At 65.5% G+C, this 21,120-nt stretch carries 22 protein-coding genes; 6 read left to right on the top strand and 16 right to left on the bottom strand.

Annotation, left to right across the window (positions count from 1 at the left end; translation table 11 throughout):
• Positions 1-49: 49 nt before the first annotated feature.
• The 15 genes from Q1A36_RS09245 to Q1A36_RS09315 form a co-directional block, all read right to left on the bottom strand.
• A complete protein-coding gene (locus Q1A36_RS09245; RefSeq protein WP_299842541.1) occupies positions 50-997 on the bottom strand; it encodes an electron transfer flavoprotein subunit alpha/FixB family protein in 948 nt (315 codons plus the stop codon).
• Positions 997-1,746, bottom strand: coding sequence for an electron transfer flavoprotein subunit beta/FixA family protein (locus Q1A36_RS09250; RefSeq protein ID WP_299842544.1), 750 nt, complete (start codon positions 1,744-1,746; stop codon positions 997-999). The genes Q1A36_RS09245 and Q1A36_RS09250 overlap by 1 nt, the downstream gene beginning before the upstream one ends.
• 57 nt (positions 1,747-1,803) lie before the next feature.
• On the bottom strand, positions 1,804-3,048 hold the full coding sequence (locus tag Q1A36_RS09255) for an acyl-CoA dehydrogenase family protein (protein WP_299842547.1): 1,245 nt from the start codon (positions 3,046-3,048) through the stop codon (positions 1,804-1,806).
• A gap of 185 nt (positions 3,049-3,233) precedes the next feature.
• Entirely contained in the window at positions 3,234-4,292 is a 1,059-nt protein-coding gene (locus Q1A36_RS09260) for an alpha/beta hydrolase (RefSeq protein WP_299842550.1), read from the bottom strand.
• Positions 4,293-4,315: 23 nt separating this feature from the next.
• A complete protein-coding gene (locus Q1A36_RS09265) occupies positions 4,316-4,648 on the bottom strand; it encodes a cupin domain-containing protein (RefSeq protein ID WP_299842552.1) in 333 nt (110 codons plus the stop codon).
• 6 nt (positions 4,649-4,654) lie between these two features.
• Positions 4,655-5,659 carry a zinc-binding alcohol dehydrogenase family protein gene (locus tag Q1A36_RS09270; RefSeq protein WP_299842555.1) on the bottom strand — a complete coding sequence of 335 codons (1,005 nt, stop codon included), beginning with the start codon at positions 5,657-5,659 and terminating at the stop codon, positions 4,655-4,657.
• 29 nt (positions 5,660-5,688) lie between these two features.
• Positions 5,689-6,567: a 3-keto-5-aminohexanoate cleavage protein gene (locus Q1A36_RS09275; RefSeq protein ID WP_299842558.1), complete on the bottom strand. Its 879-nt coding sequence runs from the start codon at positions 6,565-6,567 to the stop codon at positions 5,689-5,691.
• Entirely contained in the window at positions 6,567-7,319 is a 753-nt protein-coding gene (locus tag Q1A36_RS09280) for an SDR family oxidoreductase (RefSeq protein ID WP_299842561.1), read from the bottom strand. Before Q1A36_RS09280 ends, Q1A36_RS09275 begins: the two co-directional genes overlap by 1 nt.
• Positions 7,320-7,328: 9 nt before the next feature.
• Entirely contained in the window at positions 7,329-8,255 is a 927-nt protein-coding gene (locus Q1A36_RS09285) for a dioxygenase (protein WP_299842564.1), read from the bottom strand.
• A 28-nt stretch (positions 8,256-8,283) separates the two neighbouring features.
• Positions 8,284-9,093 (bottom strand): glutathione S-transferase family protein, encoded by an 810-nt coding sequence (locus tag Q1A36_RS09290; protein ID WP_299842567.1) that lies wholly within the window; start codon positions 9,091-9,093, stop codon positions 8,284-8,286.
• 4 nt (positions 9,094-9,097) lie between these two features.
• Complete coding sequence (locus tag Q1A36_RS09295; protein ID WP_299842570.1) at positions 9,098-10,144, bottom strand: branched-chain amino acid ABC transporter permease; 1,047 nt, start codon at positions 10,142-10,144, stop codon at positions 9,098-9,100.
• Positions 10,144-11,022: a branched-chain amino acid ABC transporter permease gene (locus Q1A36_RS09300; protein ID WP_299842573.1), complete on the bottom strand. Its 879-nt coding sequence runs from the start codon at positions 11,020-11,022 to the stop codon at positions 10,144-10,146. The genes Q1A36_RS09295 and Q1A36_RS09300 overlap by 1 nt, the downstream gene beginning before the upstream one ends.
• Before the next feature lie 11 nt (positions 11,023-11,033).
• Positions 11,034-11,762: an ABC transporter ATP-binding protein gene (locus Q1A36_RS09305; protein WP_299842576.1), complete on the bottom strand. Its 729-nt coding sequence runs from the start codon at positions 11,760-11,762 to the stop codon at positions 11,034-11,036.
• The gene (locus Q1A36_RS09310; RefSeq protein ID WP_299842579.1) at positions 11,762-12,457 is read right to left on the bottom strand and encodes an ABC transporter ATP-binding protein; all 696 of its coding nucleotides are present in this window, start codon (positions 12,455-12,457) and stop codon (positions 11,762-11,764) included. Before Q1A36_RS09310 ends, Q1A36_RS09305 begins: the two co-directional genes overlap by 1 nt.
• A 132-nt stretch (positions 12,458-12,589) precedes the next feature.
• The gene (locus Q1A36_RS09315) at positions 12,590-13,858 is read right to left on the bottom strand and encodes an amino acid ABC transporter substrate-binding protein (protein WP_299842582.1); all 1,269 of its coding nucleotides are present in this window, start codon (positions 13,856-13,858) and stop codon (positions 12,590-12,592) included.
• A 310-nt stretch (positions 13,859-14,168) separates the two neighbouring features.
• Between Q1A36_RS09315 and Q1A36_RS09320 the strand changes: the two genes are divergently transcribed.
• Together Q1A36_RS09320 and Q1A36_RS09325 are read left to right on the top strand one after the other, a co-directional pair.
• Entirely contained in the window at positions 14,169-15,215 is a 1,047-nt protein-coding gene (locus tag Q1A36_RS09320) for a LacI family DNA-binding transcriptional regulator (protein WP_299842585.1), read from the top strand.
• A 117-nt stretch (positions 15,216-15,332) separates the two neighbouring features.
• A complete protein-coding gene (locus Q1A36_RS09325) occupies positions 15,333-16,103 on the top strand; it encodes a YbaY family lipoprotein (RefSeq protein ID WP_299842588.1) in 771 nt (256 codons plus the stop codon).
• A gap of 39 nt (positions 16,104-16,142) precedes the next feature.
• Here Q1A36_RS09325 and Q1A36_RS09330 read toward each other — a convergent pair whose 3' ends face one another.
• Complete coding sequence (locus tag Q1A36_RS09330) at positions 16,143-17,378, bottom strand: Hsp70 family protein (protein WP_299842591.1); 1,236 nt, start codon at positions 17,376-17,378, stop codon at positions 16,143-16,145.
• A gap of 162 nt (positions 17,379-17,540) precedes the next feature.
• Here Q1A36_RS09330 and Q1A36_RS09335 point away from each other — a divergent pair, with 162 nt between their 5' ends.
• From Q1A36_RS09335 to Q1A36_RS09350, 4 genes are all read left to right on the top strand, one after another.
• Positions 17,541-18,221: a GntR family transcriptional regulator gene (locus tag Q1A36_RS09335; protein WP_299842594.1), complete on the top strand. Its 681-nt coding sequence runs from the start codon at positions 17,541-17,543 to the stop codon at positions 18,219-18,221.
• 25 nt (positions 18,222-18,246) lie between these two features.
• A complete protein-coding gene (locus tag Q1A36_RS09340; RefSeq protein WP_299842597.1) occupies positions 18,247-19,236 on the top strand; it encodes a TRAP transporter substrate-binding protein in 990 nt (329 codons plus the stop codon).
• 106 nt (positions 19,237-19,342) lie between these two features.
• Entirely contained in the window at positions 19,343-19,846 is a 504-nt protein-coding gene (locus Q1A36_RS09345) for a TRAP transporter small permease (RefSeq protein ID WP_299842600.1), read from the top strand.
• Entirely contained in the window at positions 19,843-21,120 is a 1,278-nt protein-coding gene (locus Q1A36_RS09350; protein WP_299842603.1) for a TRAP transporter large permease, read from the top strand. The genes Q1A36_RS09345 and Q1A36_RS09350 overlap by 4 nt, the downstream gene beginning before the upstream one ends.

The following is a 21,120-nucleotide window of genomic DNA, read 5'->3' on the forward strand; positions in this document are numbered from 1 at the left end:
GCGTTACCTCCTCGGGATGGCGCGGGCCGGGGTCTCCGGCCCGCACGGCTCAGGCCGTGGCCTTGGCGTCGATCTCGGCCCGGAATTCGGGCAGCGCCTCGAACAGGTCGGCCACCAGCCCGTAATCGGCCACCTGAAAGATCGGCGCCTCGGGGTCCTTGTTGATGGCGACAATGATCCGGGAATCCTTCATCCCGGCCAAGTGCTGAATCGCCCCCGAGATGCCGCAGGCGATATAGAGCTCGGGCGCGACGATCTTGCCGGTCTGCCCGACCTGCAGATCGTTCGAGACATATCCCGCATCGACCGCCGCCCGGCTAGCCCCGATGGCCGCGCCAAGCGCATCGGCCACCGGCGCGATCACCGTCTGGAAGTTCTCGGCCGAGGCCAGCGCGCGGCCCCCCGAAACGATGATCTTCGCGCCGCCAAGCTCGGGCCGTTCCGAGGCTGAAAGCTCGCTGCCGATGAAGCCCGACAGATCGGGACTGTCGGTCAGGGTCACTGTCTCGATCGGCGCGGCATTGCCCGCCCCCGCCGCCGGGAAGGCGGAGGTGCGGATGGTCATGACCCGTTTCGGATCGGCGCTGGTGACGGTCTGCAGGATGTTCCCGGCATAGATCGGTCGCTGGAAGCTGCCATCCGCGCCGATCCCGACCACTTCGGAGATCTGCATCACATCCAGCAGCGCGGCAACGCGCGGCATGATGTTCTTGGCCGAGGTCGAGGCCGGGGCGGCCAGCGTGTCATAGCCCCCCGCCAGCTCGACCATCAGCGCCGCGACGGGTTCGGCCAGCCGGTTCGCCAGCCGGGGATCATCGGCGATCAGCACCTTGGCGACGCCGTCGATCCGGGCGGCGGCTTCGGCGGCGGGGCGGCAATTCTGCCCGGCAATGAGCACATGCACATCACCTCCGACCTGGCCTGCCGCCGAGACGGCCTTCGCCGTGGCTTCGTCCAGCCGCTCGTCCTGATGGTCTGCGAGAATGAGAACGCTCATCACAAAACTCCTGCTTCGCTGTGCAGCCGCTGGAACAGCTCCTGCACGGTGGCGACCTTGATCCCGGCCTGACGCGCGGGCGGTTCCTCGACCCGGATCACCGTCAGGCGCGGGGCGACGTTCACGGCGTAATCCTCGGGCGTCTTTTCCGTGATCGGCTTCTTCTTCGCCTTCATGATGTTCGGAAGGCTGGCATAGCGCGGCTCCTTCAGCCGCAGGTCGGCGGTGACGACGGCGGGCAGGCGGACGCTGATCGTCTGCAGGCCGCCATCAACCTCGCGCGTGACCTGCAGAGCACCATCCGCGACCGTCACCTTGCTGGCGAAGGTCGCCTGACCCCAGCCCAGAAGCGCGGCCAGCATCTGGCCGGTCTGGTTGCTGTCGTCATCGATGGCCTGCTTGCCCGTCAGCACCAGATCGGGGCTTTCCTTTGCCACGACGGCCTTCAAGAGCTTGGCCACCGCCAGCGGCTCGACCGGCTGGTCGGCGCGGATCAGCAGGCCCCGGTCGGCGCCCATGGCCAGCGCGGTGCGCAGCGTCTCGGTCGCCTTGGCCGGGCCGATCGAGACCACCACCACCTCGGTCGCGATCCCCGCCTCTTTCAGCCGCACGGCCTCCTCGACCGCGATCTCGTCAAACGGGTTCATGGCCATCTTGACCGAGGCGAGATCCGGGCCGGACCCATCGCTCAGCGCCCGGACCTTGATGTTCGGATCCGTCACCATCTTGGCGGCTACGATTATCTTCATTTCATCTCCTCCATCCCGGCAGGGCGCGAGGTGAACCCGCGCCCGCCGCCAAAAGCCTTATTCCTCGGGACCGGCGTATTTGCCGGCGGTTTTCGGGAACATGTTCTTGATGATCTTCATGTTGCTGACATCCACGGTCGCATCCATGTGCAGGAAGATCGCGGCGTCACGGAACAGCTTTTCGATGCCGAACTCCAGCATCGCGCCATTGCCGCCATGCAGTTCCAGCGCATGGGTGGCGACCTTCATGATCTCTTCCGAGGCATAGACCTTGGCCATGTTGCACAGGATGTCGGCATCGGGATGGGCCTCGTCCACCGCCTTCGACGCGCGCTCGATCAGCGCCCGCACCGCCTCGATCCGGGTCGCCATATCGGCCAGCCGGATCGCCACCGCCTGATGCTTGATCAGGATGCGGCCACCCTGAACATAGTTCTGGACGTAATCGGCGGTGCGCTCGAAGCAGGCGACACCGACGCCCAGGTTCTTCGCCGCCTGGATGATCTTGCCGGCGCGGAAATACTGCCCGGCGCTGCCCATGGCGGCATCCTTGACCAGAAGGTGATCGGCGGGAATACGGCAGTCTTCAAAGACCAGTTCGCCATTGTTCATGAAGCGGCAGCCCATGGTCTCGTTGCATTTCGTGACCGTGAAGCCAGGCGTGTCGCGCGGCACGAGGAAGTTCGAGGTGCCCTGCAGCATCCCGACCTTGGGATTGGTATTGGCATAGACGACATAGAGGCTGGCATCATAGCCGTTCGAGATGAACTGCTTGCGCCCGTTGATGACCCAATGGTCGCCATCCAGCACCGCGCGGGTGTTCATCGAGGCTTCCGGCACGTTATAGGGCAGCCAGCGGTCCGAGGCGCCGCGCGGCTCGGTCAGGCAATGGGCCAGCAGGAATTGCGGGTCTTCCAGCAGCTTCGGGAACCATTTCTCCTGTAGGTGCTTCGGCGCGAATTCGCGCAGCAGGATCGAGACCTTCCAGTTCTGCACCAGCTTGTCGGCCAGCCCGGAATCACCCCGTGCGATCTCTTCGGAAATCAGCGCAAAGGTCCGCACCTCGGTCTCGCGCTCCAGATCGATGCCGCCGAATTCCTCGGGCACGCCCAGGGTTCGCACGCCGATCTCTTCGGCGCCCTGCAGGATTTCAGGCGACAGCCGCTCGCCCGGGGTCATGTCCCATTCGCGCTGCCAGTTGGTGCGGATGAAGGGGGTCACGACATCGTTGATGTAGGACCGGCAGCTTTCGCGCATCAACCGCTGTTCTTCGGACAGTGAGCCGTCATCGGCATAGATCATCGGGGTTCCTCCTCGGCGCCGCAGCCTCGCGGCGAGTTTGCATGTCCAAGGTCAGGGGTAGCATCGGGGCGAAAATCGGATCAGGCCGTGGCGTCCGCTTTTGGTGGATTATCGTCCGATTGTTGGTGGAGATTTCCGTGATCCGGGGTGGCTGATTCGCGTTTCCGCCACCCCCGGATTCGGTGTCACATAGCCGCCGCGAAACGGTCGGCCAGCCAGTCGGCCAGCATCGGACGATAGAGCCAGGGGATGTTGTTGCAGACGTGGTTGCCGTCGGGAAAGATGTGCAATTCCACCGGCCCGGCACAGGCTTCGGCGCTGCGCTGCGCCTCGATCGGCGGGAAGATCTTGTCCTTGCCGCCATGCAGGATCAGCGCCGGGGCGGCGACCGGCACCGCACCCGACAGGGTGAAGGCACGCGCCCGCGCCTCGGTCTCGTCCTGCCCCAGCGCAAAGCCCATATTGTCGCGATAGACCTGCGGCAGCGCGGTCCAGAAACTGCCCAGATCGTGAAAGCCGTTGATCGAGACGACGCCCGCCAGCCCGGCAATCCCGCGCGCGATCCTCAGCGCCAGATGCCCGCCAAAGGCCATGCCGACCAGCCCGCGCTGACCGTTCAGCCCGGGCCGGTCCGCAATCGCCGCCACCATCGCCGTATAGGCCGGGCCGAAATCCGCGCGCAGATGGCCATGCTCGCGCCCCTCGCCCTGACCGGGGCCGTCCATCGACAGCGTGGCGATGCCACGGGCGTGGAAATGCCGCTCGAAGGCGGGGAATTCCTCCTTGGTGGAATCCGAGCCCGGAATGATGACCGCCAGCGGATGCGGCCCCGGACCCTGCGGCAGGCGCAGGATCGCTCGCAGGACGCCGCCCTCGAAACGCGCCTCGATCACTTCGCCCGGCGGGTCGAGCAGCGGCAGGGCGCGCCGATGGAGCGCCACCTTGCGGGCCGAGGCGGCGGCTTTCGCGCCCAGATCGTCAAAGGCCATGAACTGGCCGAAATGATAAAAAAGGCTCGCGCGCGCGAATCCCTCGCCTGCGGTGACTCGGTGGCCGTTCTCCAGCGCGGCTTCCGCCTGCACGGCATGGCGTTCGCCCTCGGCACTCCAGGCGGGCAGCCAGTTCTCCCATGTTCCTGCCCGATCGATGACGGCCTTCGCCGTGGCCGAGGGGATGCCCGCAACCTCGATGCGCGGCAACCAATGTTCGACCACGCTCAGCAGCCGGTTTTCCTGATCCTTCACGGCAGTCTTCCTTGTCTTGCTCGTCATGTCGGCATGGCCAGCAGCACCGAGGCGGGGGCATTGCTGCGATTGACCAGCGCCCGCGCCTCGCCGGGGGCCAGACGGCAGCTGTCCAGCACCCCCAGCGTCACCGAACCGCCCACGGTCTCCACGACCAGTTCGCCGGCGATGACAATATAGATCTTTTCGACCGCCGCATCCTTCAGCGAGGTGTGGCCGCCGGGCAGAAGATGCGACAGGCCGATCCAGATGGTGTCGGTTTCTGTCGCCTCCTTGCCCTGCAGGCGCAGGCAGCGCATGTCGTAATGTTCCGGCGCCTCATAGGGACGCGCCTCGGCATAGCGAGTGACCTGCATCTGGCGTCAGGGCCTGAGCAGCACCCGGTCCGGCGTGCCGCGCAGGACCGAGGCAAAGGCCTTGGCCGCGTCATCGAAGGCATAGCAGGTTTCGGGGTTGATCGGGAACGGCTTCAGCAACCCGGCCTCGAATTTCGGCTTCAGCCTGTCGAAGATCTTAGCGCCGTCGACCGAGCTCAGCGCCAGCGTGTCGATGCCGATGAATTTGTGACGCCCCCGGAAGAAGGTGAAGATGTCAAAAGGCACGGCGCGGTCGAAGGTCGAGATGAATATCTGCCGTCCCTGCTTGGCCAGGGCCTTGTTCGCCATCTCGAAATAGGGGCTGCCGACGGTGTTGAAGACGATATCGGCGCCATGCCCGCCGGTGCGTTCGCGCACCAGTTCGGCAACGTCCTGGGCGCTGAGATCGAACATCTCGACCGGGCCATTGGCATGACCCATCAGCGGCTGCGGCGTATGTTCGACGGCAAAGACCGTCGCCCCGGCCATGGTCGCGAGCTGGATCACCGCCTGCCCGACCTTGCCATTGCCGCCGCAGACCAGAACCACATCGGTCGGCTGGACGCCGCCCGCCTCGCGCAGCCCCTCGAAGGCGGTGATGAAGGGCACCCCGATCGAACCGGCCTCTTCCATGGTCATGTTCGCGGGCTTGGCACGCACCGCCTTCTGGTCCAGCACCAGCCATTTCGCATGGCTGCCGTCCTGGGTGATGCCCAGCTCGCCGCCGCCGCCCCAGACCTCCATCCCGATCATGCTGTCCGGGCCGTCGCGGACGATGCCGGCAAAGTCGCGGCCGGGAATGCGCGGCCAGATCGCGTGGGGCATATGACCAAGCGAGGCCTTCACGTCGCTGGGGTTGACCCCGGCGGCCATGACCTCGACCAGCACCTGACCGGGGCCGGGGCGGGGGATGTCGACATCGACGATGTCGATCAGCACATTGTCGAGATCGGGCGATTTCTGCGACACCCGCAGCGCCTGCGACAGTTTCGTATCGATAGAGATGTTCATGCGAAGTCCTCCTTGCATCGCGCGCCCCTTCAGGCCGCAAGTCCCAACATGTGTCTGGCTTCCGACGGCCCGGCGATCTGGCCGCCCAGCTGCTCGATGATGGCGCGCACGCGCTCGACCAATTCGCCATTGCCCTTGGTCAGCACGCCCTTGGACAGATAGGAATTATCCTCCATCCCCACCCGCACATGCCCGCCGAGAAGCCAGCTTTGCGCAGCCATGGGGAAGGACATGCGACCGACGCCGAAGCCGGTCCAGGCGGCCCCCTGCGGCAGCATCCGCGCCGCCGTGGCCATCATGTCGGGGGTCGAGGGAAAGCCGTATTTGATCCCGGTGACGATCGAGAACATTCCCGGCCCGGTCAGCGCACCCTGATCGATCAGGTCATGGGCCAGCCGGATGTCGCCGCTGTCAAACACCTCGATCTCGGGTTTCACCCCGGCATCGCGGATGATCCCGGCCAGGGTTGCGGCATTGCGCGGCGTGTTGATGACCACCTCGCGTCCGAAGGTCATGGTATTCAGGTCCAGCGTGGCGATCTCGGGCTTCAGCGCCACGATATGCTCGGCCCGCTTCTCGGGGACCAGCAGGTTGGTGCGCGGCCCCGGAACCGCCGGGTCATGATCGCTGGGGTGATAGCGCCCGCCCGGCCCGGTGGTCAGGTTCAGGATCACAGCGTTGTTCTTGGCCCGGATGCGTTCGACCACCTCGCGGTAATAGGCCAGCTCCATCGAGGGCGCGCCGGTTTCGGGATCGCGCACATGGATATGGACGATGGCCGCCCCGGCATCGGCACCCTCGAGGCAGGCTGTCGCGATCTCTTCGGGTGTGACCGGCAGGGCCGGATGGTTCTCGCGCGTGGCCTGATTGCCGGTCACGGCGCAGGTGATGATGGTCTTCTGCGTCATCAGAGGTGCCTTCCGCCATCGACGATGATCTTGGTGCCGGTCGAGAATGTCAGCGCGGTGGCACAGGACAGGATCGCCTCGGCCACATCCCGGGGCGAGGTGACGCGCCTGAGCGGGGTGGATTTCGCCACCTTGTCCTTGAACGCCTGCCCGCGGCCGGGAACGAATTCGGTATCGACCACCCCGGGCGAGACATTCATCACCCGGATCTCGGGGGCCAGCGCCCGACCAAGAGAATTGGCCATGATGTCGAGCCCCGCCTTGGCGCCGCAATAGGCGACATTCGAGCCGACGCCGGTAAACCCGGCGATCGAGGAGACATTGACGATCAGCCCCTCGCCCGTGGCCTTCAGCGCCGGGGCGAAGGCGCGGATCGTGGCGAAGACCCCGCGCCAGTTGTTGATGAAAACCCGGTCGATCAGTTCGTCGGTCAGCGCGTCCAGATCGTCATGCGGCACGGGTTGAGTGGTGCCGGCGGTATTGACCAGCAGGTCAACCCGCCCCAGACGCGACAGGACGGCATCCCGAAAGGCATTGATCGAACCCGTATTCTCGATCGAGACCGGCAGGGCCAGATGATCACCGCCGCCCAGTTCGGCGACGATGGCCCGCGCGCGGTCTTCGCCCGAGCGATAGCCCACCACCACCGTTGCCCCGGCCCCGGCCAGAAGGCGGCAGGTCGCCGCCCCGATGCCGCCCGAGCCGCCGGCGACGACCGCGACCTTGCCCTTCAGGATCTCCGTCTGTGTCATGGGTCCGCCTCAGCTTGTCTTGCCGGTGATCGGCGGCACCGGATAGGTCGGCGTGCCCGGAACCAGCTTGAAGTCGTAATTGCAGGTATAGAAGGGCAGCGTCGCATCGGGATAGGCCGGGTCGGGCTGCGTATGCTCGACGAAATCGCCGACGATCTGAAGTTTCGCGCCAAACACCACATCGCTGACCAGCGCCTCGTTCGTGTCCGAGAAGATTTGCGTGATCAGCGTCTTGTGGCCGGGCGCGGTGACGATGAAATGGATATGCGCCGGCCGCATCGGTTCGCGGTTCTGGGCGCGCAGCAGATCGCCCACCGGGCCATCCGTTGGCACCGGATAGCCAGCGGGTTTCACCGAGGCGAAGCTGAAATTCCCCTCGTCATCGCTGTGCAGCACGCCGCGCAGGTTGAAATCGTCCTGCCCGGTATCCTGGTTTTCATAGAGCCCGACCGGCGAGGCTTGCCAGACATCCAGCTTGGCCCCGGCAATCGGCGTGCCGTCGGTCTCGGTCACACGGCCGGTGAAATAGAGGCTGGGCCCCGGCGTGTCCGAACGCGCGATGCAATCGCCATTGGCGCAGTGGGGCGCCTCGCCGCGATAAAAGGGGCCAAGCAGCGCCGACATGGTCTCGCCCTGCATCCCGTTGTTGTTGATCAGGTCGATCAGGGTCGAGGCGCCCAGCACATCGGCAGCCAGCACCACCTCGTTGTTCGACTCGTTGGTCGCCTGACCCAGCCCGGCGATCCAGCGCAGCGCCGCCTCGAACTCCATCTCGGTCGGGCGAGCCTCGCGGACAAAGGCGTGCAGGTGCCGCACAACCAGTGCCATCAGCTCTTTCAGGCGCGCGTCATCGGTGTTCTGCATCGCCGCGAGGACCACGTCAGTCACCTGGGCCTCGCGCGAAATCAGCGCCGCTTTCAGAAATTCGTCTTTCATGTCGATCTCCTTTTGCGATGGGGCGGCCTCAGGCCGCGCTTCCCGCCTTCAGGCTTTGCCGAAGATGCGGGTATTTCTCGGTCAGCAGCGACCCGTGGTAATAGGTCTTGCGATAGGCCGGGCTGGCCTGCATGGAGGCAAGCCAGTCGCCGATCTGCCAGTCGCCGATCTGCGGCGCATCGCGCCACAGGTGGTCAAGGCCGATATCCTCCATCCGGACGATCACCGGCAGGATCATGACATCGGCAAGGCCAAGCTCGCGGCCCATCAGCCAGGGCCCGCCGCTCTCGGCCAGCCAGCCGGCCATGCGGTCGATGCCGCGTTGCAGACGGCTCAGCGCCTCGTCCATCTCGGGCTTCGGGAAGCCCGTGCGGCCCATCTTCATCAGAAATTCCCGGCGCAGGGGCTTGCTGTCGCAGAGCGCCCGGAACTCTCCCTCGGTCATCGCCTGATAATGCGGCAGGAAGGCGAGGTTGTAGGACGGCACCCGGATCGCCCCTGCCGGCACCTCGTCGATGAAGCGCATCATCGCGCGCATCCGGGCGATCTCAAGCGGATCCTTCGGGCGCAGCGGGGCAAGATCCCCCGCCACATCCTCGAGATATTCCAGGATCACCGCGGAATCGATCACCGGCTCGCCGTCATGGAGCAGCGTCGGCACCACGCCATTGGGGTTCAGAGCCAGATAGTCGGGCTTCAGCTGATCCCCGGTAAAAAGGTCCAGCTTCCTCTCCTCGAAGCCCAGCCCCTTGTGGTGCAGCGCATAGCGGACGCGCTGGCTGCAGGTCGATTGCGGGGCGTTGTAGAGGACCAGCGAGCCGAGGTCGGGATGGGTCATGGCCTCAGTCCCAGTTCAGCAGCCGGGGCAGGCGGCCGCTTTTGGCCAGCGTGCCGACGATGCCCAGGGGGAAGAACATCAGGACCAGGATCATCACCACGCCGGTGCCGAGGATGTTGATCTCGGATGCCCCCAGCAGCGCCACGAAGATCTCGTTCAGCGCGACGATCAGGATGGCACCGATGACCGGCCCGGCGATGGTGCCCTTGCCGCCGAGGATCGACATCAGCACCAGATTGGCCGAGACCCCGATCAAGAGGAAGATGTTCGGCCGCAGATAGGTCAGGTATTCGCCCCAGACCGCGCCCGCCATGCCGACGAAGAAGGCCGAGAGTGCGAAGGCCAGCACCTTGTAGAAGCGGGTATTGATACCGGCGCTTTCGGCCTTGATCTCGTCCTTGGCGATGGCGCGCAGCCCAAGGCCGAACTTGGAATGCTTGATCCGGTAGCTGGCCCAGACCGACACGGCGGCGATCACCAGCATGGCATAGTAATAGGGCAGCTTGCTCCATTCCGCCGACAGGCTGTTGGTGGGCAGCGTCAGCCCGTTCGCCCCGCCGATGAAGCCCCAGTTGTCAAAGAGAATTCGGGCGATCATCAGAAGCGCGATCGACGAGATGATGAAGCTGGGCCCGCGCACCTTCAGCGTGATCAGACCGACGCCGTAGCCGATGATCGCGGCGATCAGACCGGCCAGCGGCGCGGTGATCAGCGAGCTGACGCCGTAACGCGCGAGGATCATGCCCGAGACATAGCCGCCGATGCCGAAGAAGACCGCGTGCCCCAGCGAGACATAGCCGGTAAAGCCGCCGAGGATGTTCCAGCCCGAGGCCATCGCCGCATAGGAGGCGGTGAACAGCACCAGATGCAGCAGGTAGTTGTAATTGCCGGTGAATTGCAGCAGCGGAAGGGCGGTCAGCACCGCCAGCAGCACCAGCGGGAACCAGGTCGCGCGACTCTGGTCGGATTTGCGGGCGAGTTTCAGGTTATGGGCGCGGCGCGCCTCGACGACGGCACTGGCGCTGGTGGTTTGCAGATGGGTGGCAGTCATCAGGACATCTCCGGTTTCTCGCCGAACAGGCCTTGCGGCCGGACCAGCAGGATGACGAACAGGGCGAGGAAGAAGGTCATCGTGGACCAGGTGGCGCCGATCCAGGTGCCGACAAAGGCGGCGATGACCGACAGGACCAGCGCACCGACGACGGTGCCAAGGATGCTGCCCATGCCGCCCAGCACGACGACCGACATCAGCATCGGGATCCATTCCCAATGTTTCGCCGGGAAGAAGGAAAAGACGAAGCTGACCAGCGACCCCGCTGCCCCGGCCAGCGCAAGGCCAAGCGCGAAGCTGATGATGCTGATCCGGTTCACGTTCACGCCCAGCAGTTCGGCCGCCTCGCGGTTCTGGGTGGTCGCGCGGATGGCATAGCCGAGGCGCGAGTATTTCAGGAACAGCGCCACCCCGGCGATCAGCGTCAGCGAGATCACCCCGGCGTAAAGCTGGCCCTTGGGGATGAAGACATTGCCGATGAAGAAGGCGTCGGTCGCATAGGCGGGCGAGGTGACGCGGTGGGTATTGGTGAAGAGGACGCCCAAGAGACCCTCGACCGACATGGCCAGCGCGAAGGTCAGAAGCACCGTCATTTCCGAGTATTTGGCGCTGCGCGCCTCTTTCTCGAAAATGAGCTTGTAGATGACGACGCCCACCACGGCCATGACGATGGCCGAGGGGATCATCATCAGGATCGGATCGATCCCCAGATAGCGGAAGCCCAGAAAGGTCACATAGGCCCCGGCGACGATCAGCGCCGGATGCGCGAGGTTCACGATATGCATGACCCCGAAGACCAGGGACAGGCCCGAGCCCATCAGCGCGATGACTCCGCCAAGCGCCAGTCCGAGGATGAGGATTTGAATGATCTCAGCCATGAATTGCTCCTTCAGGCGGCCTTCTTGCCGCCGAGATAGAGTTCCTGAATGCGGGGATCGGCCAGAACCTCGGGCGCCGGCCCCTCGAACAGCGTGCGGCCCAGATCCAGCACCACGCCATAGTCGGAATTTCTCAGCCCCATCAGGGCGTTCTGCTCGACCAGAAGGACGGTTACGCCCTCGTCCGAGATCATCTTCATGATGTCGAACATCTCCTGCACGATCTTCGGCGCGAGACCGAGCGAGGGCTCGTCCAGCATGATGATGTCGGGCTTGATGATCAGCGTGCGGGCCATGGCCAGCGTCTGCTGCTGCCCGCCCGACATGGTGCCGGCGAACTGGTCGGCGCGTTCCCTCAGGATTGGGAAACGCTCCATGATCTCGCCGACGCGGCGGTCCAGCTCCTTGCTGTCATCCAGCGTGAAGCCGCCCATGCGCAGGTTCTCCCGCACCGTCATCTTGGGAAACAGCGCGCGTTCCTGCGGCACGAAGCAGATGCCCTTGCGCAGGATCTGGTCGGGGCGCAGCCCGTTCAGCCGCTCGCCCTTGAAGATCACGTCGCCCTTGCGGATGCTCAGCATGCCGCAGATCGACTTCAGCAGCGTGGATTTCCCCGCGCCGTTCGGGCCGATGATGCAATGGACCTTGCCCGGCTCGACCGTCAGATGCGCCCCGTCAAGGATCGCCGGACCGTCGCCATAGCCTGCGGTGATATTGGTGACTTGCAGAAGATCGGTCATCAGGCCGCCTCCTCCAGCACGCCGCCCAGATAGGCGTCCAGCACCTGCGGGTCCTCGCGCACCATCTCGGGCGTGCCGGAACAGATCACCTTGCCCTGCGCCATGACCACGACCTTGTGCGACAGCCGCATGATCAGGTCCATGTTGTGCTCGACGATCAGGACCGTCAGGCCCTTCTCGTTCAGGGCGCGGATATGATCGATGATCTCTTCCAGCAGCGAGGGGTTCACCCCGCCAGCAGGCTCGTCCAGCAGAATGATCTTGGGGTCCGACATCAGAAGCGCCGCCAGATCCATCAGCTTCTTCTGGCCATAGGACAGGTTGTGGCCGTCCTCATAGGCGATCCGGGTGATGCCGAGGAAATCGAGGATTCCCATCGCCTTGTCCTTTTCCGCGCTGCTGAAGGCGGGGCGGAACAACCCGCGCAGGCCGTCGACCTTGGATTGCACGATGACGTTTTCCAGCACCGTCATGTCGCCCAGATTGCGCGAGATCTGGAAGGTGCGGCTGAGGCCGCGGCCGGTGATCTTGTGGGGGCGCAACTGGTCGATCCGCTGCCCGTCCAGCCAGACCTCGCCCGAGGTCGGTTGCGCGGTGCGGCTGATGCAGTTGAAGGCGGTGGTCTTGCCGGCGCCGTTGGGTCCGATCAGCGCGGTGATCGATCCCTTCTCGACGGTGAAACTCGCACCATCCACGGCGCGGATCCCTCCGAAATGTTTGCACAGATTCCTGACGTCAAGCATCGGCTTGGTCTCCGTTCTTGATACGAGTCGATTGCGGTTCGGGATGGGCAGGGACCGCCAAGGCCCCCGCCCGGCTCTCACGGGTCAGAAGGTGTTCTTGGGAAATTCGAAGGGCACGACCCCCTCGAACTCGCCGGTGGGGAAGACGAATTTCAGCTCGCCGCCCTGCCATTGGGTCATCACGTGGCTTTTCTCGCGCGGCAGCCCGACCTCGTCCCAGGAGAAATTGCCCAGCACCGTCTGCACCGGATCCTCGGGCGTGCGGGCATGCAGCCATTCGCCCATCTTGGCATTGTCGGTCGTGCCGGCGCCGTTGATCGCCTGTTCGATCCCCTGACAGACGGCAAAGGGAATGGCGCTGTCCTCGTCCGGGGCAACGCCATATTCGGCGGTAAAGGCGGCGATGAAATCGGCATTGCTGTAGGGTTGGCCGGCCAGCTTGCCCTGGAAGGGCACGCCGCCATCCCAGGTGGTGTGGATCAGGACGCCCTCGGCCGCCTCGGCGCCCACACCCTCGACATATTCGTTCTGCGCGCCCTGGCTGAGATAGACCAGCTTCGGCGTCGCGCCGACGGTCTTGAAGGCGCGGGTCAGCTGCACCGCCTCCTCGGCCGAGGCGGTCAGGCCGATGATCATCTCGGCGCCCGAACGCTTGACCGAATTGGCCAGGTTCAACCAGTCGTTGAACCCCTCTTCCGGCCAGATCTCGGTCATCACCACCTCGATCCCGGCCTCCTTCAGATAGCCCGGCGCCAGATCGGCGATTTCCTGATTGGTGGCCGGATCAGTGACCTTCTCGCCCATCAGCCCGGCGGCGATGGCATTGGCAAAGAAGTCCTCGGCATGGACGATCGCGGCGGTCTTGGGCTTCTGGTCGGCGGCGACATATTCATTGATCACACCGACCACGTCCTTGCCGGTATATTCAGCGGCATTGACCTGGAAATAGAACAGGTTCTTGTAACCCTGTTCATAGATGCGCAGCGCGCCGCCCGAGGGGATCGGATGCACCATGTTGTATTTCGACAGGATGCTGGCCACCGGGAAGGTCAGCCGGCTGGAAAACGTGCCATAGACCGCATCGACCTTGTCGACATTGATGAAGCGTTCGTACTGGTTGATCGCCGTCGCCGGGTCCGAGCGGTTGTCGGACACCAGAAGCTCGACCGGACGCCCCAGAATGCCGCCCGCCTCGTTGATCAGCTTGGTGCAAAGCTCGTAGCCGCGGCGGTGCTTTTCGCCGCTGACCGACAACCCGCCGGTGATCGGCAGCGAGGCCCCGATCTTGATCGCCTGCGCGCTGGCCGCGCCCGCGCCGATGGCCATCGATGCCGCGACTGCGGTCGTGGCCATGAATTTTGCTAATCTCATCGCATCCTCCCAGATACAAAATGCACAAGGCATCCCGGCAGCCCCGCCCGTGAGGCGGCCCGTTTCGGACAGGCTTCCCCGCCCGCCGCATCCGGTTCCCCCTGCCCTCCAGCCCGGCGGAACCGATTGTCTCCGATGTCTCCTCCGGGCCTTGTGCGCCCAGATCGCCGCTTCACGCAAACGATTGCGTAATGAGGTAACATGCGGCAAATGGTCCGTCAACAGAATTGCGCAAACGATTGCGTGTGGCGCGGATCACCCTATACTGGCGCTGTCGAGACGGAGAGTGGACATGGTGAAAAAACGCGTAACCCTCAAGGATATCGCCGCCGAGGTGGGGGTTCATGTCTCGACCGTCTCGCGCGCGCTGGACCCGGCGCTCAGCGACACACTGACCCCCGAAGTGGTCACGAAAATCCGCGACACCGCCGATTCCCTCGGCTATCGGCCGAATCGAATCGCCGCCGGGCTGCGCACCAACCGGACCATGACCGTGGGCGTGATGATCCCCGACATCACCAACGTGATCTTCCCGCCGATCCTGCGCGGCATCGAAAGCGTGCTGGAGCCGCTCGGCTATGCCACGATCATCGTCAATACCGACAGCGAGGCCGAACGCGAGAACCGGCTGTTGAATGTCCTGCGCGATCGCGGCGTCGATGGCATCATCCACGCCGCCGTGCTGCTGAGCGACCCCTGCATCACCCATGCCGCCGAGGATGGTGTGCCCGTCGTCACCCTGAACCGGATGGTGGAAAACTCGCGCATTCCCTATGTCATCAATGACGAGGAAGCCGGGGTCAGGGGCATGTTGCAGCACCTGATCGGCCTTGGCCATCGCCGCATCGCCCATCTGGCCGGACCGCAGCACCTGTCCACCGGGCAGCTGCGGCAAGCCGCCTTTCGCAAGGTGGCAGAGGAACTGGCACTGGACCTGGACGAGCGGCTGATCGTCGAGGCCAGCCGCTTCGACGAGGCCGAGGGCCGCCGCGCCGCCACCGATCTGCTGGCCTCGGGCGCGCGCTTCACCGCGATCCTTTGCGCCAACGACCGTCTGGCGCTTGGCGCCATCGACGGGCTGGCCGCGCAGGGCCTCGCCTGCCCCGCCGATGTCTCGGTCACGGGCTTCAACGACATGTCCTTTCTCGAACTGATCCGCCCCCGCCTGACCACCGTGCGCATCCAGCAATATGACGCCGGCCGTACCGCCGCCGACGTGCTGCTGAAGCTGATCGCCGCCGAGACCGGGACCGAGACCGGGGCCGAGGCGCCGCTGGAAACCATCCTGCCGGTCGAGCTGGTCATCCGCGACAGCACCGCCCGTTGCGCCGACAGCTGACAGATCCGGCGCCGGCGGGCGCTTTCGCCACGTCGCCGCTCATCACCATTTGGTGCATCCTCTGGCTTGTCCCGGCCAGACCGCTAGGGTCTGCCCGACATCTGCACGGAGACGATCATGACCCTGTCCTTCAAGACCATCCTTCTGGGGACGACCCTTTCAGCCGCCCTGGCCGCCCCGGTCGCGGCGCTGGCCGAGACGCGCACGCTGGACGGCACCGTTACCTATCGCGAGCGCATGGCCCTGCCGCCCGAGGCCGAGATCACCGTGCAGCTGGTCGATGTGTCGCTGGCCGATGCGCCCGCGACGCTGCTGGGCGAAACCACCCTCACGCCCAGCCATCAGGTGCCGGTGCCCTTCCAGATCACCTATGACGATGCCGATCTGACCGAGGGCCACAGCTATGCGCTGCAGGCGCGGATCACCGTGGCGGGTCAATTGCTCTTCATCAACACCAGCCGACACGCGGTCTTCGGCCCCGAACCCGATGCCACCGATATCGTGGTCGAGCGGGTTGCCGCCAGCCCCGAACCCGCGCCCGCCGATACCCCCGCCGATACCCCCACGGGCCGCTGGCTGGCCGAGGATATCGGCGGCGGCGGGGTGATCGACAATGCGCAAAGCCTGCTGGAGCTTGCCGCCGATGGCACCGTCACCGGCAGCGGCGGCTGCAATCGCATGACCGGCACTGCCGTGATCGAGGGCGATGCCCTGAGCTTCGGCCCGATCGCATCGACGCGCATGGGATGCGTTCCGGCGCTTGGCGATCAGGAGGCCAAGTTCTTCGCCGCCCTCGCCGCGACGCGCAATTGGCAGATCGACGAGTTGGGCAAGCTGATCCTGCTGGGTGCTGAGGGCAAGGCGCTGATGCGCCTCGCGCCGCAATAGCGACCCCAGACCCGCATCGGCTTGCGAAGGATCGGGGCCTCAGCCCGGCCCGGCAGAGCCTCCGGACAAGGCCAGCCCGCTCAGAACGGCGGTGAAGACATCGCCCCGCTCGATCGCGGCGCCGGGCAGTTCGGCGCGGACGGCAAGATCGACCGTGGCCAGCAGGCTGGACCCGCCGACCAGGATGGCCCGGCTGACGGCATCCGGCGCGACACCGGCCAGCTTCAGCGTCTCGGCCAAGGCCTGCCCGATGCGCAGCGCCAGGGGGCCACAGAACTCGACCAGATCAGCCGGCGACAGACCGGGGCGCAAGCCGTGCTCGGCCGGCGTCAGGTCGATGCCGGCCGCCGCGCCGCTGTTGGCCGCGATCTTCGCCGCCTCGACCGCGAAGGCGATGTCATGGCCGGTCTCATCCTCCAGCACCCGCACCAGGCGCGCCAGCCGCACGGGGTCGCAGGCGAGCTTCTCCATCTTCCGCGCCGCGCGCAGCGTCGCCGGGCTGTAGAGAAAGGCGATCCGTTCCCAGCTCGCCAACTGGTGATAGATCGCGCGCGGCACATCGTGACGGCCGGTCCCGATCTCATTGCGCAACTCACCGCCAAGCCCCAGCAGCGGCATCACCCGCCCGAGGCTCAGCGCCCGGTCGAAATCGGTGCCGCCAAGCCGGATCCCGTGGCTCGCCAGCACCCGGCCCGCCCCGTCGCTGCCCTCGAACAGGGTGAAATCCGAGGTGCCGCCGCCAATGTCGACAACCAGCGAAAGCCCCGGCATGCGACCAGCGGCCAGCGCCGCCGCCTCGGGCTCGTTCAGAAAGCGCACATCGTCGAACCCGGCCATGCGATAGCACTCGTCCAGATCGGCGGCGGCCTGCGCATCCCGCCCGGCGTCGCTGCTGTGAAAATGCACCGGCCGACCGGCCACCGCGCTGCGGAAGGTCAGCCCGGTCGCGGCGTCGGATCTGAGCCGGACCTCGCTGAGGAATTCGGCCACGATCTCGAGCAGCGTCAGCCGGCGGTTCAGGAACTGCCGCCGCTCGCGCGCCAGCGGGGTGCCGAGAATGCTTTTCAGCGCCCGCATGAAGCGCCCCTCGCGCCCGTCGATCATCGCGGCGACGGCATCGCTGCCCACAAGCGTCTCGCGCGTGTCATAATCGAGAAAGACCGCCGTCGGCAGCGTGGACTTGCCCGGCTCGAGCGGCAGAAGGCGCACCTTGCCATCCACGGCAATCGCCGCGCCGCTGTTCGAAGTGCCGAAGTCGATCCCAAGCCTGGGCATGTCTCACCGCCGTTTCCGAGAAAGGCGGGGCTGATAGCAGGCAGGACGCGGGCAGACAAGAACCCGGCAGCGCGCCGGTGGCCGACACTTCGCCGCGATCACGCAAAGAAATTGATTTACTAGTATGGAAGTATGCAATACAACACGGCAAGGGGAGGAATCATGTCAATGCAGCCCGTGCTCGATCTCACCATCTCGGCGGCCCCGCAGGTCTATGACTGGCTGCGCGACGCGATCCTGCGCGGCGAGTTGCCGCCGGGCAGCCGGGTCAGCGAGGGCGAGATCGGCAAGCAGATCGGCGTCAGCCGCCAGCCGGTGCGCGAGGCCTTCATCCGCCTGACCTCGGAAGGTCTGGCCGAGGTGCGCCCGCAGCGCGGCACCTTCATCAGCCGGATTTCCCTGTCGGCCGTTCTGTCGGCCCGGCTGATCCGCGAGGCGGTGGAAAGCGACCTGATCCGCATGGTCTGTGACCGGGCCGATGACGCGCTGCTGTCCCGGCTCGACCGCGAGATCGAGATGCAGCGCGCCGCCATCGACCGCGACGATATCGAGGAGTTCGTGCGGCTGGATGACCGCTTCCATTTCCTTCTGGCCTCGGCCGCGGAACAGGAGGCCGTCTGGACCGTGCTCGAGGGCCTCAAATCCCACATGAACCGGCTGCGCCACATCACCGCGCGAGCCTTTGACGCAAGACGGCTGACCGATCAGCACGCCGCCATTGTCGAAGGGCTGCGCCAGCGCGATGCCGATGCCGCCGAACAGGCGATGCGCCTGCACCTGCGCGAATTGCTGGCCGATCTGCCCGAGGTCGCCAGCAGCCGCCCCGAACTTTTCACCAAATGACCATCACGACCGGAGGAACCCGACCATGAACCTGACCCGCCGCCATTTCACCGCCCTTGCCGGCGCCGCCCTGCTGGCCACCCCCGCGATCCGCGCCGGGGCGCAGACCGCCGAGATCACGCTGAAGCTGGGCCACCTGGCCAATGAACAGAACGGCTGGCACCTCGCCTCGCTGAAATTCGCCGAGGAAGTGGCGAAGCTGACCGAGGGCCGCGTCGCCGTCGAGGTCTTCCCCAATGAATCGCTGGGGAAAGAGGTCGATCTGATCAACGGGATGCAGCTTGGCACCGCCGACATGACCATCACCGGCGAAAGCCTGCAGAACTGGGCGCCGATGGCCGCCCTGCTGGCCGTGCCCTATGCCTATAACTCGCTCGAGCAGATGGACGAGGTCGCCTCGGGCGATATCGGCAAGCAGATCGAGGCCGAGATCCTGGCCAAGGCGCAGGTCCGCCCGCTGACCTATTTCGCCCGCGGCCCGCGCAACCTGACCTCGAACCGCGAGATCGTGACGCCGGATGACCTGCAGAACCTGCGCCTGCGCGTGCCGAACGTGCCGCTGTTCGTGAATGTCTGGCAGGCGCTTGGCGCCGCGCCGACGCCGATGGCCTTTGGCGAGGTCTTCACCTCGCTGCAGAACGGCACCATCGACGCGCAGGAAAACCCGCTGGCGCTGATCGAATCGGCGAACTTCAACGAGGTGCAGAAATTCGTGAACAAGACCGAGCATGTGCGGTCCTGGATCTACCTGACCATCTCGGAACTCAGCTGGGGCCGCCTGTCCGAGGCTGACCGCGAGGCGGTGATGCAGGCCGCCGCCACCGCCCAGACAACCGAGCGCGAGCTGTTCCTTGCGGATGAGGCGCGGCTGGAACAGTCGCTGAAGGACAAGGGCATGACCTTCGTCGACAGCGACAAGGCCGCCTTCGCCGCCAAGGCCAAGGATGCGGTGCTGGGCAATGTCAGCCCCGAGATCAAGCCGGTGGTCGAAGAGCTGTTCGCCACGCAGGGCTGATCCCCTGACCCATCGCGGCCGGGCTGAACCCCGGCCGCCCGTGATCCGCAAACCGGGCTCGTGACGGGCACCGGTCCGTCAGGGCTTTGTCCCAAGGGAGGAAGAGATGGCACATATGATCCGCTGGATGCGCGCGTTCCTGCGCCTCGGCACCGGCATCTCGTTTCTGGTGCTGATCGTCGCCGTCACCGTGCAGGTGGTGTCGCGCAGCTTTGTCGGCGGCTCGCCGGTCTGGACCGAGGAGCTGACGCGCTTCGCGCTGCTGTATCTTGCCGGTTTCGGCACCGGGATGGCGCTGTTCACCGGCGATCTGGTCAATGTCGATCTGTTCAGCGAGGGGCTGCCCGGACGCGGACCCTGGGTGCTGCGGCTGGTCTCCGCCGCGCTGGTGCTGGCCTTCTGCGCGCTGACCATCGGCCCGGCTTTGCGCTTTACCCAGATCGGCGCGATGCAGACCTCGCCCGCGATGGGCCTGCGCATGGACTGGGTGCATGGCAGCGTGCTGCTGCTTCTGGTCATGCTGGCGCTGGCCGCCGCGCTTCGGATCATCGGCATGCTGACCGGTGCCACCGATGGCCGCCCCGAAAACCTGATTGGAGAGATCGAATGAGCCTCGCGGTTCTTGGCGTCACCTTCCTGTTCGGCCTGATCATCGGGATGCCGGTGGCGATCACCCTTGGCCTCTCGTCCATCGCCTATCTGCTCTACATGGGCATGCCGCTGGTCGTGGTGCCGCAGAAGATGTTCGCCGGCATGGACAGCTTCGTGCTGCTGTGCATCCCGGGCTTCATCCTCGCCGGCAACCTGATGAATGGCGGCGGCATCACCGGCCGGATCATCCGCTTTGCTCAGGCGCTGGTGGGCTGGGTCCGTGGCGGCCTGGCGCAAACGAACGTCGCCTCCTCGATGCTGTTCGGCGGCATTTCCGGCACCGCCGTCGCCGATGCCGCCTCGATCGGCGGGATGATGATCCCCGGCATGAAGAAGGCCGGCTATCCGGCCGATTTCTCCGCCGCCGTGACCGCTGCTTCATCCACTGTCGGGCCGATCATCCCGCCCTCGGTGCCGATGATCATCGTGGGCTCTCTGTCGGGCATCTCGGTCGGCAAGATGTTCATTGCCGGCGCCCTGCCCGGCATCCTGCTGGGCGTCGCCATGATGGTGACAACCTATATCATCGCCGTGCGCCGCAACTTCCCGCGTCAGGCCTGGCAGGGCTGGGGCGAGCTTGGATCGTCCTTCCTCGGTGCCTTCTGGGCGCTGGCGATGACCGGGCTGATCGTCGGCGGCATGCTGTCGGGCTTTGTCACGCCGACCGAAACTGCCGTCGTCGCCTCGATCTATGCCGTGGTCGTCGGTGCCTTCATCTATCGCGAGCTGCCGCTGGGGCGGGTGCCCAGCATCCTGATCGACAGCGCGGTGTCCTCGGCGGGCATCCTTGCCCTTGTCGGCACCGCCAATGTCTTCGGCTGGATCCTTGTCAGCGAGCGCATCCCGCAGATGATCGCCGATGCGGTCCTGTCCGTCACCGACAACAAGTTCCTGGTGATCCTCCTGATCAACGTGATCCTGCTGGTCGTCGGCATGTTCATGGAGACCATTGCCGCGCTGATCATCCTCTTCGTGCCGCTGATGACGCTGGCGCAGGGCGTGGGCATCGAGCCGCTGCATTTCGCGGTCTTCGCCGTGTTGAACCTGATGATCGGCCTGACCACGCCGCCGGTCGGGGTCTGCATGTTCATCTGCGCCAATATCGCCCGCCTGCCGCTGGCCCCGGTGATCCGCGCGCTGGTGCCCTATCTCATCACCAATATCGGTGTGCTGCTGCTGGTGTCCTATATTCCGGCGATCAGCACCTGGCTTCCCTCATTGATGGACAAGTGA

Origin of the sequence: uncultured Paracoccus sp., from assembly GCF_947487305.1 — a bacterium.
Lineage (GTDB): Bacteria > Pseudomonadota > Alphaproteobacteria > Rhodobacterales > Rhodobacteraceae > Paracoccus.

What these genes read in the sequence shown, in the direction of transcription:
- Q1A36_RS09295 (WP_299842570.1), bottom strand. Translation starts at nt 10,144, where the DNA reads ATGACTGCCACCCATCTGCAAACCACCAGCGCCAGTGCCGTCGTCGAG.
- Q1A36_RS09265 (WP_299842552.1), bottom strand. Translation starts at nt 4,648, where the DNA reads ATGCAGGTCACTCGCTATGCCGAGGCGCGTCCCTATGAGGCGCCGGAA.
- Q1A36_RS09305 (WP_299842576.1), bottom strand. Translation starts at nt 11,762, where the DNA reads ATGACCGATCTTCTGCAAGTCACCAATATCACCGCAGGCTATGGCGAC.
- Q1A36_RS09285 (WP_299842564.1), bottom strand. Translation starts at nt 8,255, where the DNA reads ATGAAAGACGAATTTCTGAAAGCGGCGCTGATTTCGCGCGAGGCCCAG.
- Q1A36_RS09335 (WP_299842594.1), top strand. Translation starts at nt 17,541, where the DNA reads ATGTCAATGCAGCCCGTGCTCGATCTCACCATCTCGGCGGCCCCGCAG.
- Q1A36_RS09350 (WP_299842603.1), top strand. Translation starts at nt 19,843, where the DNA reads ATGAGCCTCGCGGTTCTTGGCGTCACCTTCCTGTTCGGCCTGATCATC.
- Q1A36_RS09290 (WP_299842567.1), bottom strand. Translation starts at nt 9,093, where the DNA reads ATGACCCATCCCGACCTCGGCTCGCTGGTCCTCTACAACGCCCCGCAA.
- Q1A36_RS09255 (WP_299842547.1), bottom strand. Translation starts at nt 3,048, where the DNA reads ATGATCTATGCCGATGACGGCTCACTGTCCGAAGAACAGCGGTTGATG.
- Q1A36_RS09315 (WP_299842582.1), bottom strand. Translation starts at nt 13,858, where the DNA reads ATGGCCACGACCGCAGTCGCGGCATCGATGGCCATCGGCGCGGGCGCG.
- Q1A36_RS09270 (WP_299842555.1), bottom strand. Translation starts at nt 5,659, where the DNA reads ATGAACATCTCTATCGATACGAAACTGTCGCAGGCGCTGCGGGTGTCG.
- Q1A36_RS09330 (WP_299842591.1), bottom strand. Translation starts at nt 17,378, where the DNA reads ATGCCCAGGCTTGGGATCGACTTCGGCACTTCGAACAGCGGCGCGGCG.
- Q1A36_RS09340 (WP_299842597.1), top strand. Translation starts at nt 18,247, where the DNA reads ATGAACCTGACCCGCCGCCATTTCACCGCCCTTGCCGGCGCCGCCCTG.
- Q1A36_RS09280 (WP_299842561.1), bottom strand. Translation starts at nt 7,319, where the DNA reads ATGACACAGACGGAGATCCTGAAGGGCAAGGTCGCGGTCGTCGCCGGC.
- Q1A36_RS09245 (WP_299842541.1), bottom strand. Translation starts at nt 997, where the DNA reads ATGAGCGTTCTCATTCTCGCAGACCATCAGGACGAGCGGCTGGACGAA.
- Q1A36_RS09300 (WP_299842573.1), bottom strand. Translation starts at nt 11,022, where the DNA reads ATGGCTGAGATCATTCAAATCCTCATCCTCGGACTGGCGCTTGGCGGA.
- Q1A36_RS09320 (WP_299842585.1), top strand. Translation starts at nt 14,169, where the DNA reads ATGGTGAAAAAACGCGTAACCCTCAAGGATATCGCCGCCGAGGTGGGG.
- Q1A36_RS09345 (WP_299842600.1), top strand. Translation starts at nt 19,343, where the DNA reads ATGGCACATATGATCCGCTGGATGCGCGCGTTCCTGCGCCTCGGCACC.
- Q1A36_RS09250 (WP_299842544.1), bottom strand. Translation starts at nt 1,746, where the DNA reads ATGAAGATAATCGTAGCCGCCAAGATGGTGACGGATCCGAACATCAAG.
- Q1A36_RS09275 (WP_299842558.1), bottom strand. Translation starts at nt 6,567, where the DNA reads ATGACGCAGAAGACCATCATCACCTGCGCCGTGACCGGCAATCAGGCC.
- Q1A36_RS09325 (WP_299842588.1), top strand. Translation starts at nt 15,333, where the DNA reads ATGACCCTGTCCTTCAAGACCATCCTTCTGGGGACGACCCTTTCAGCC.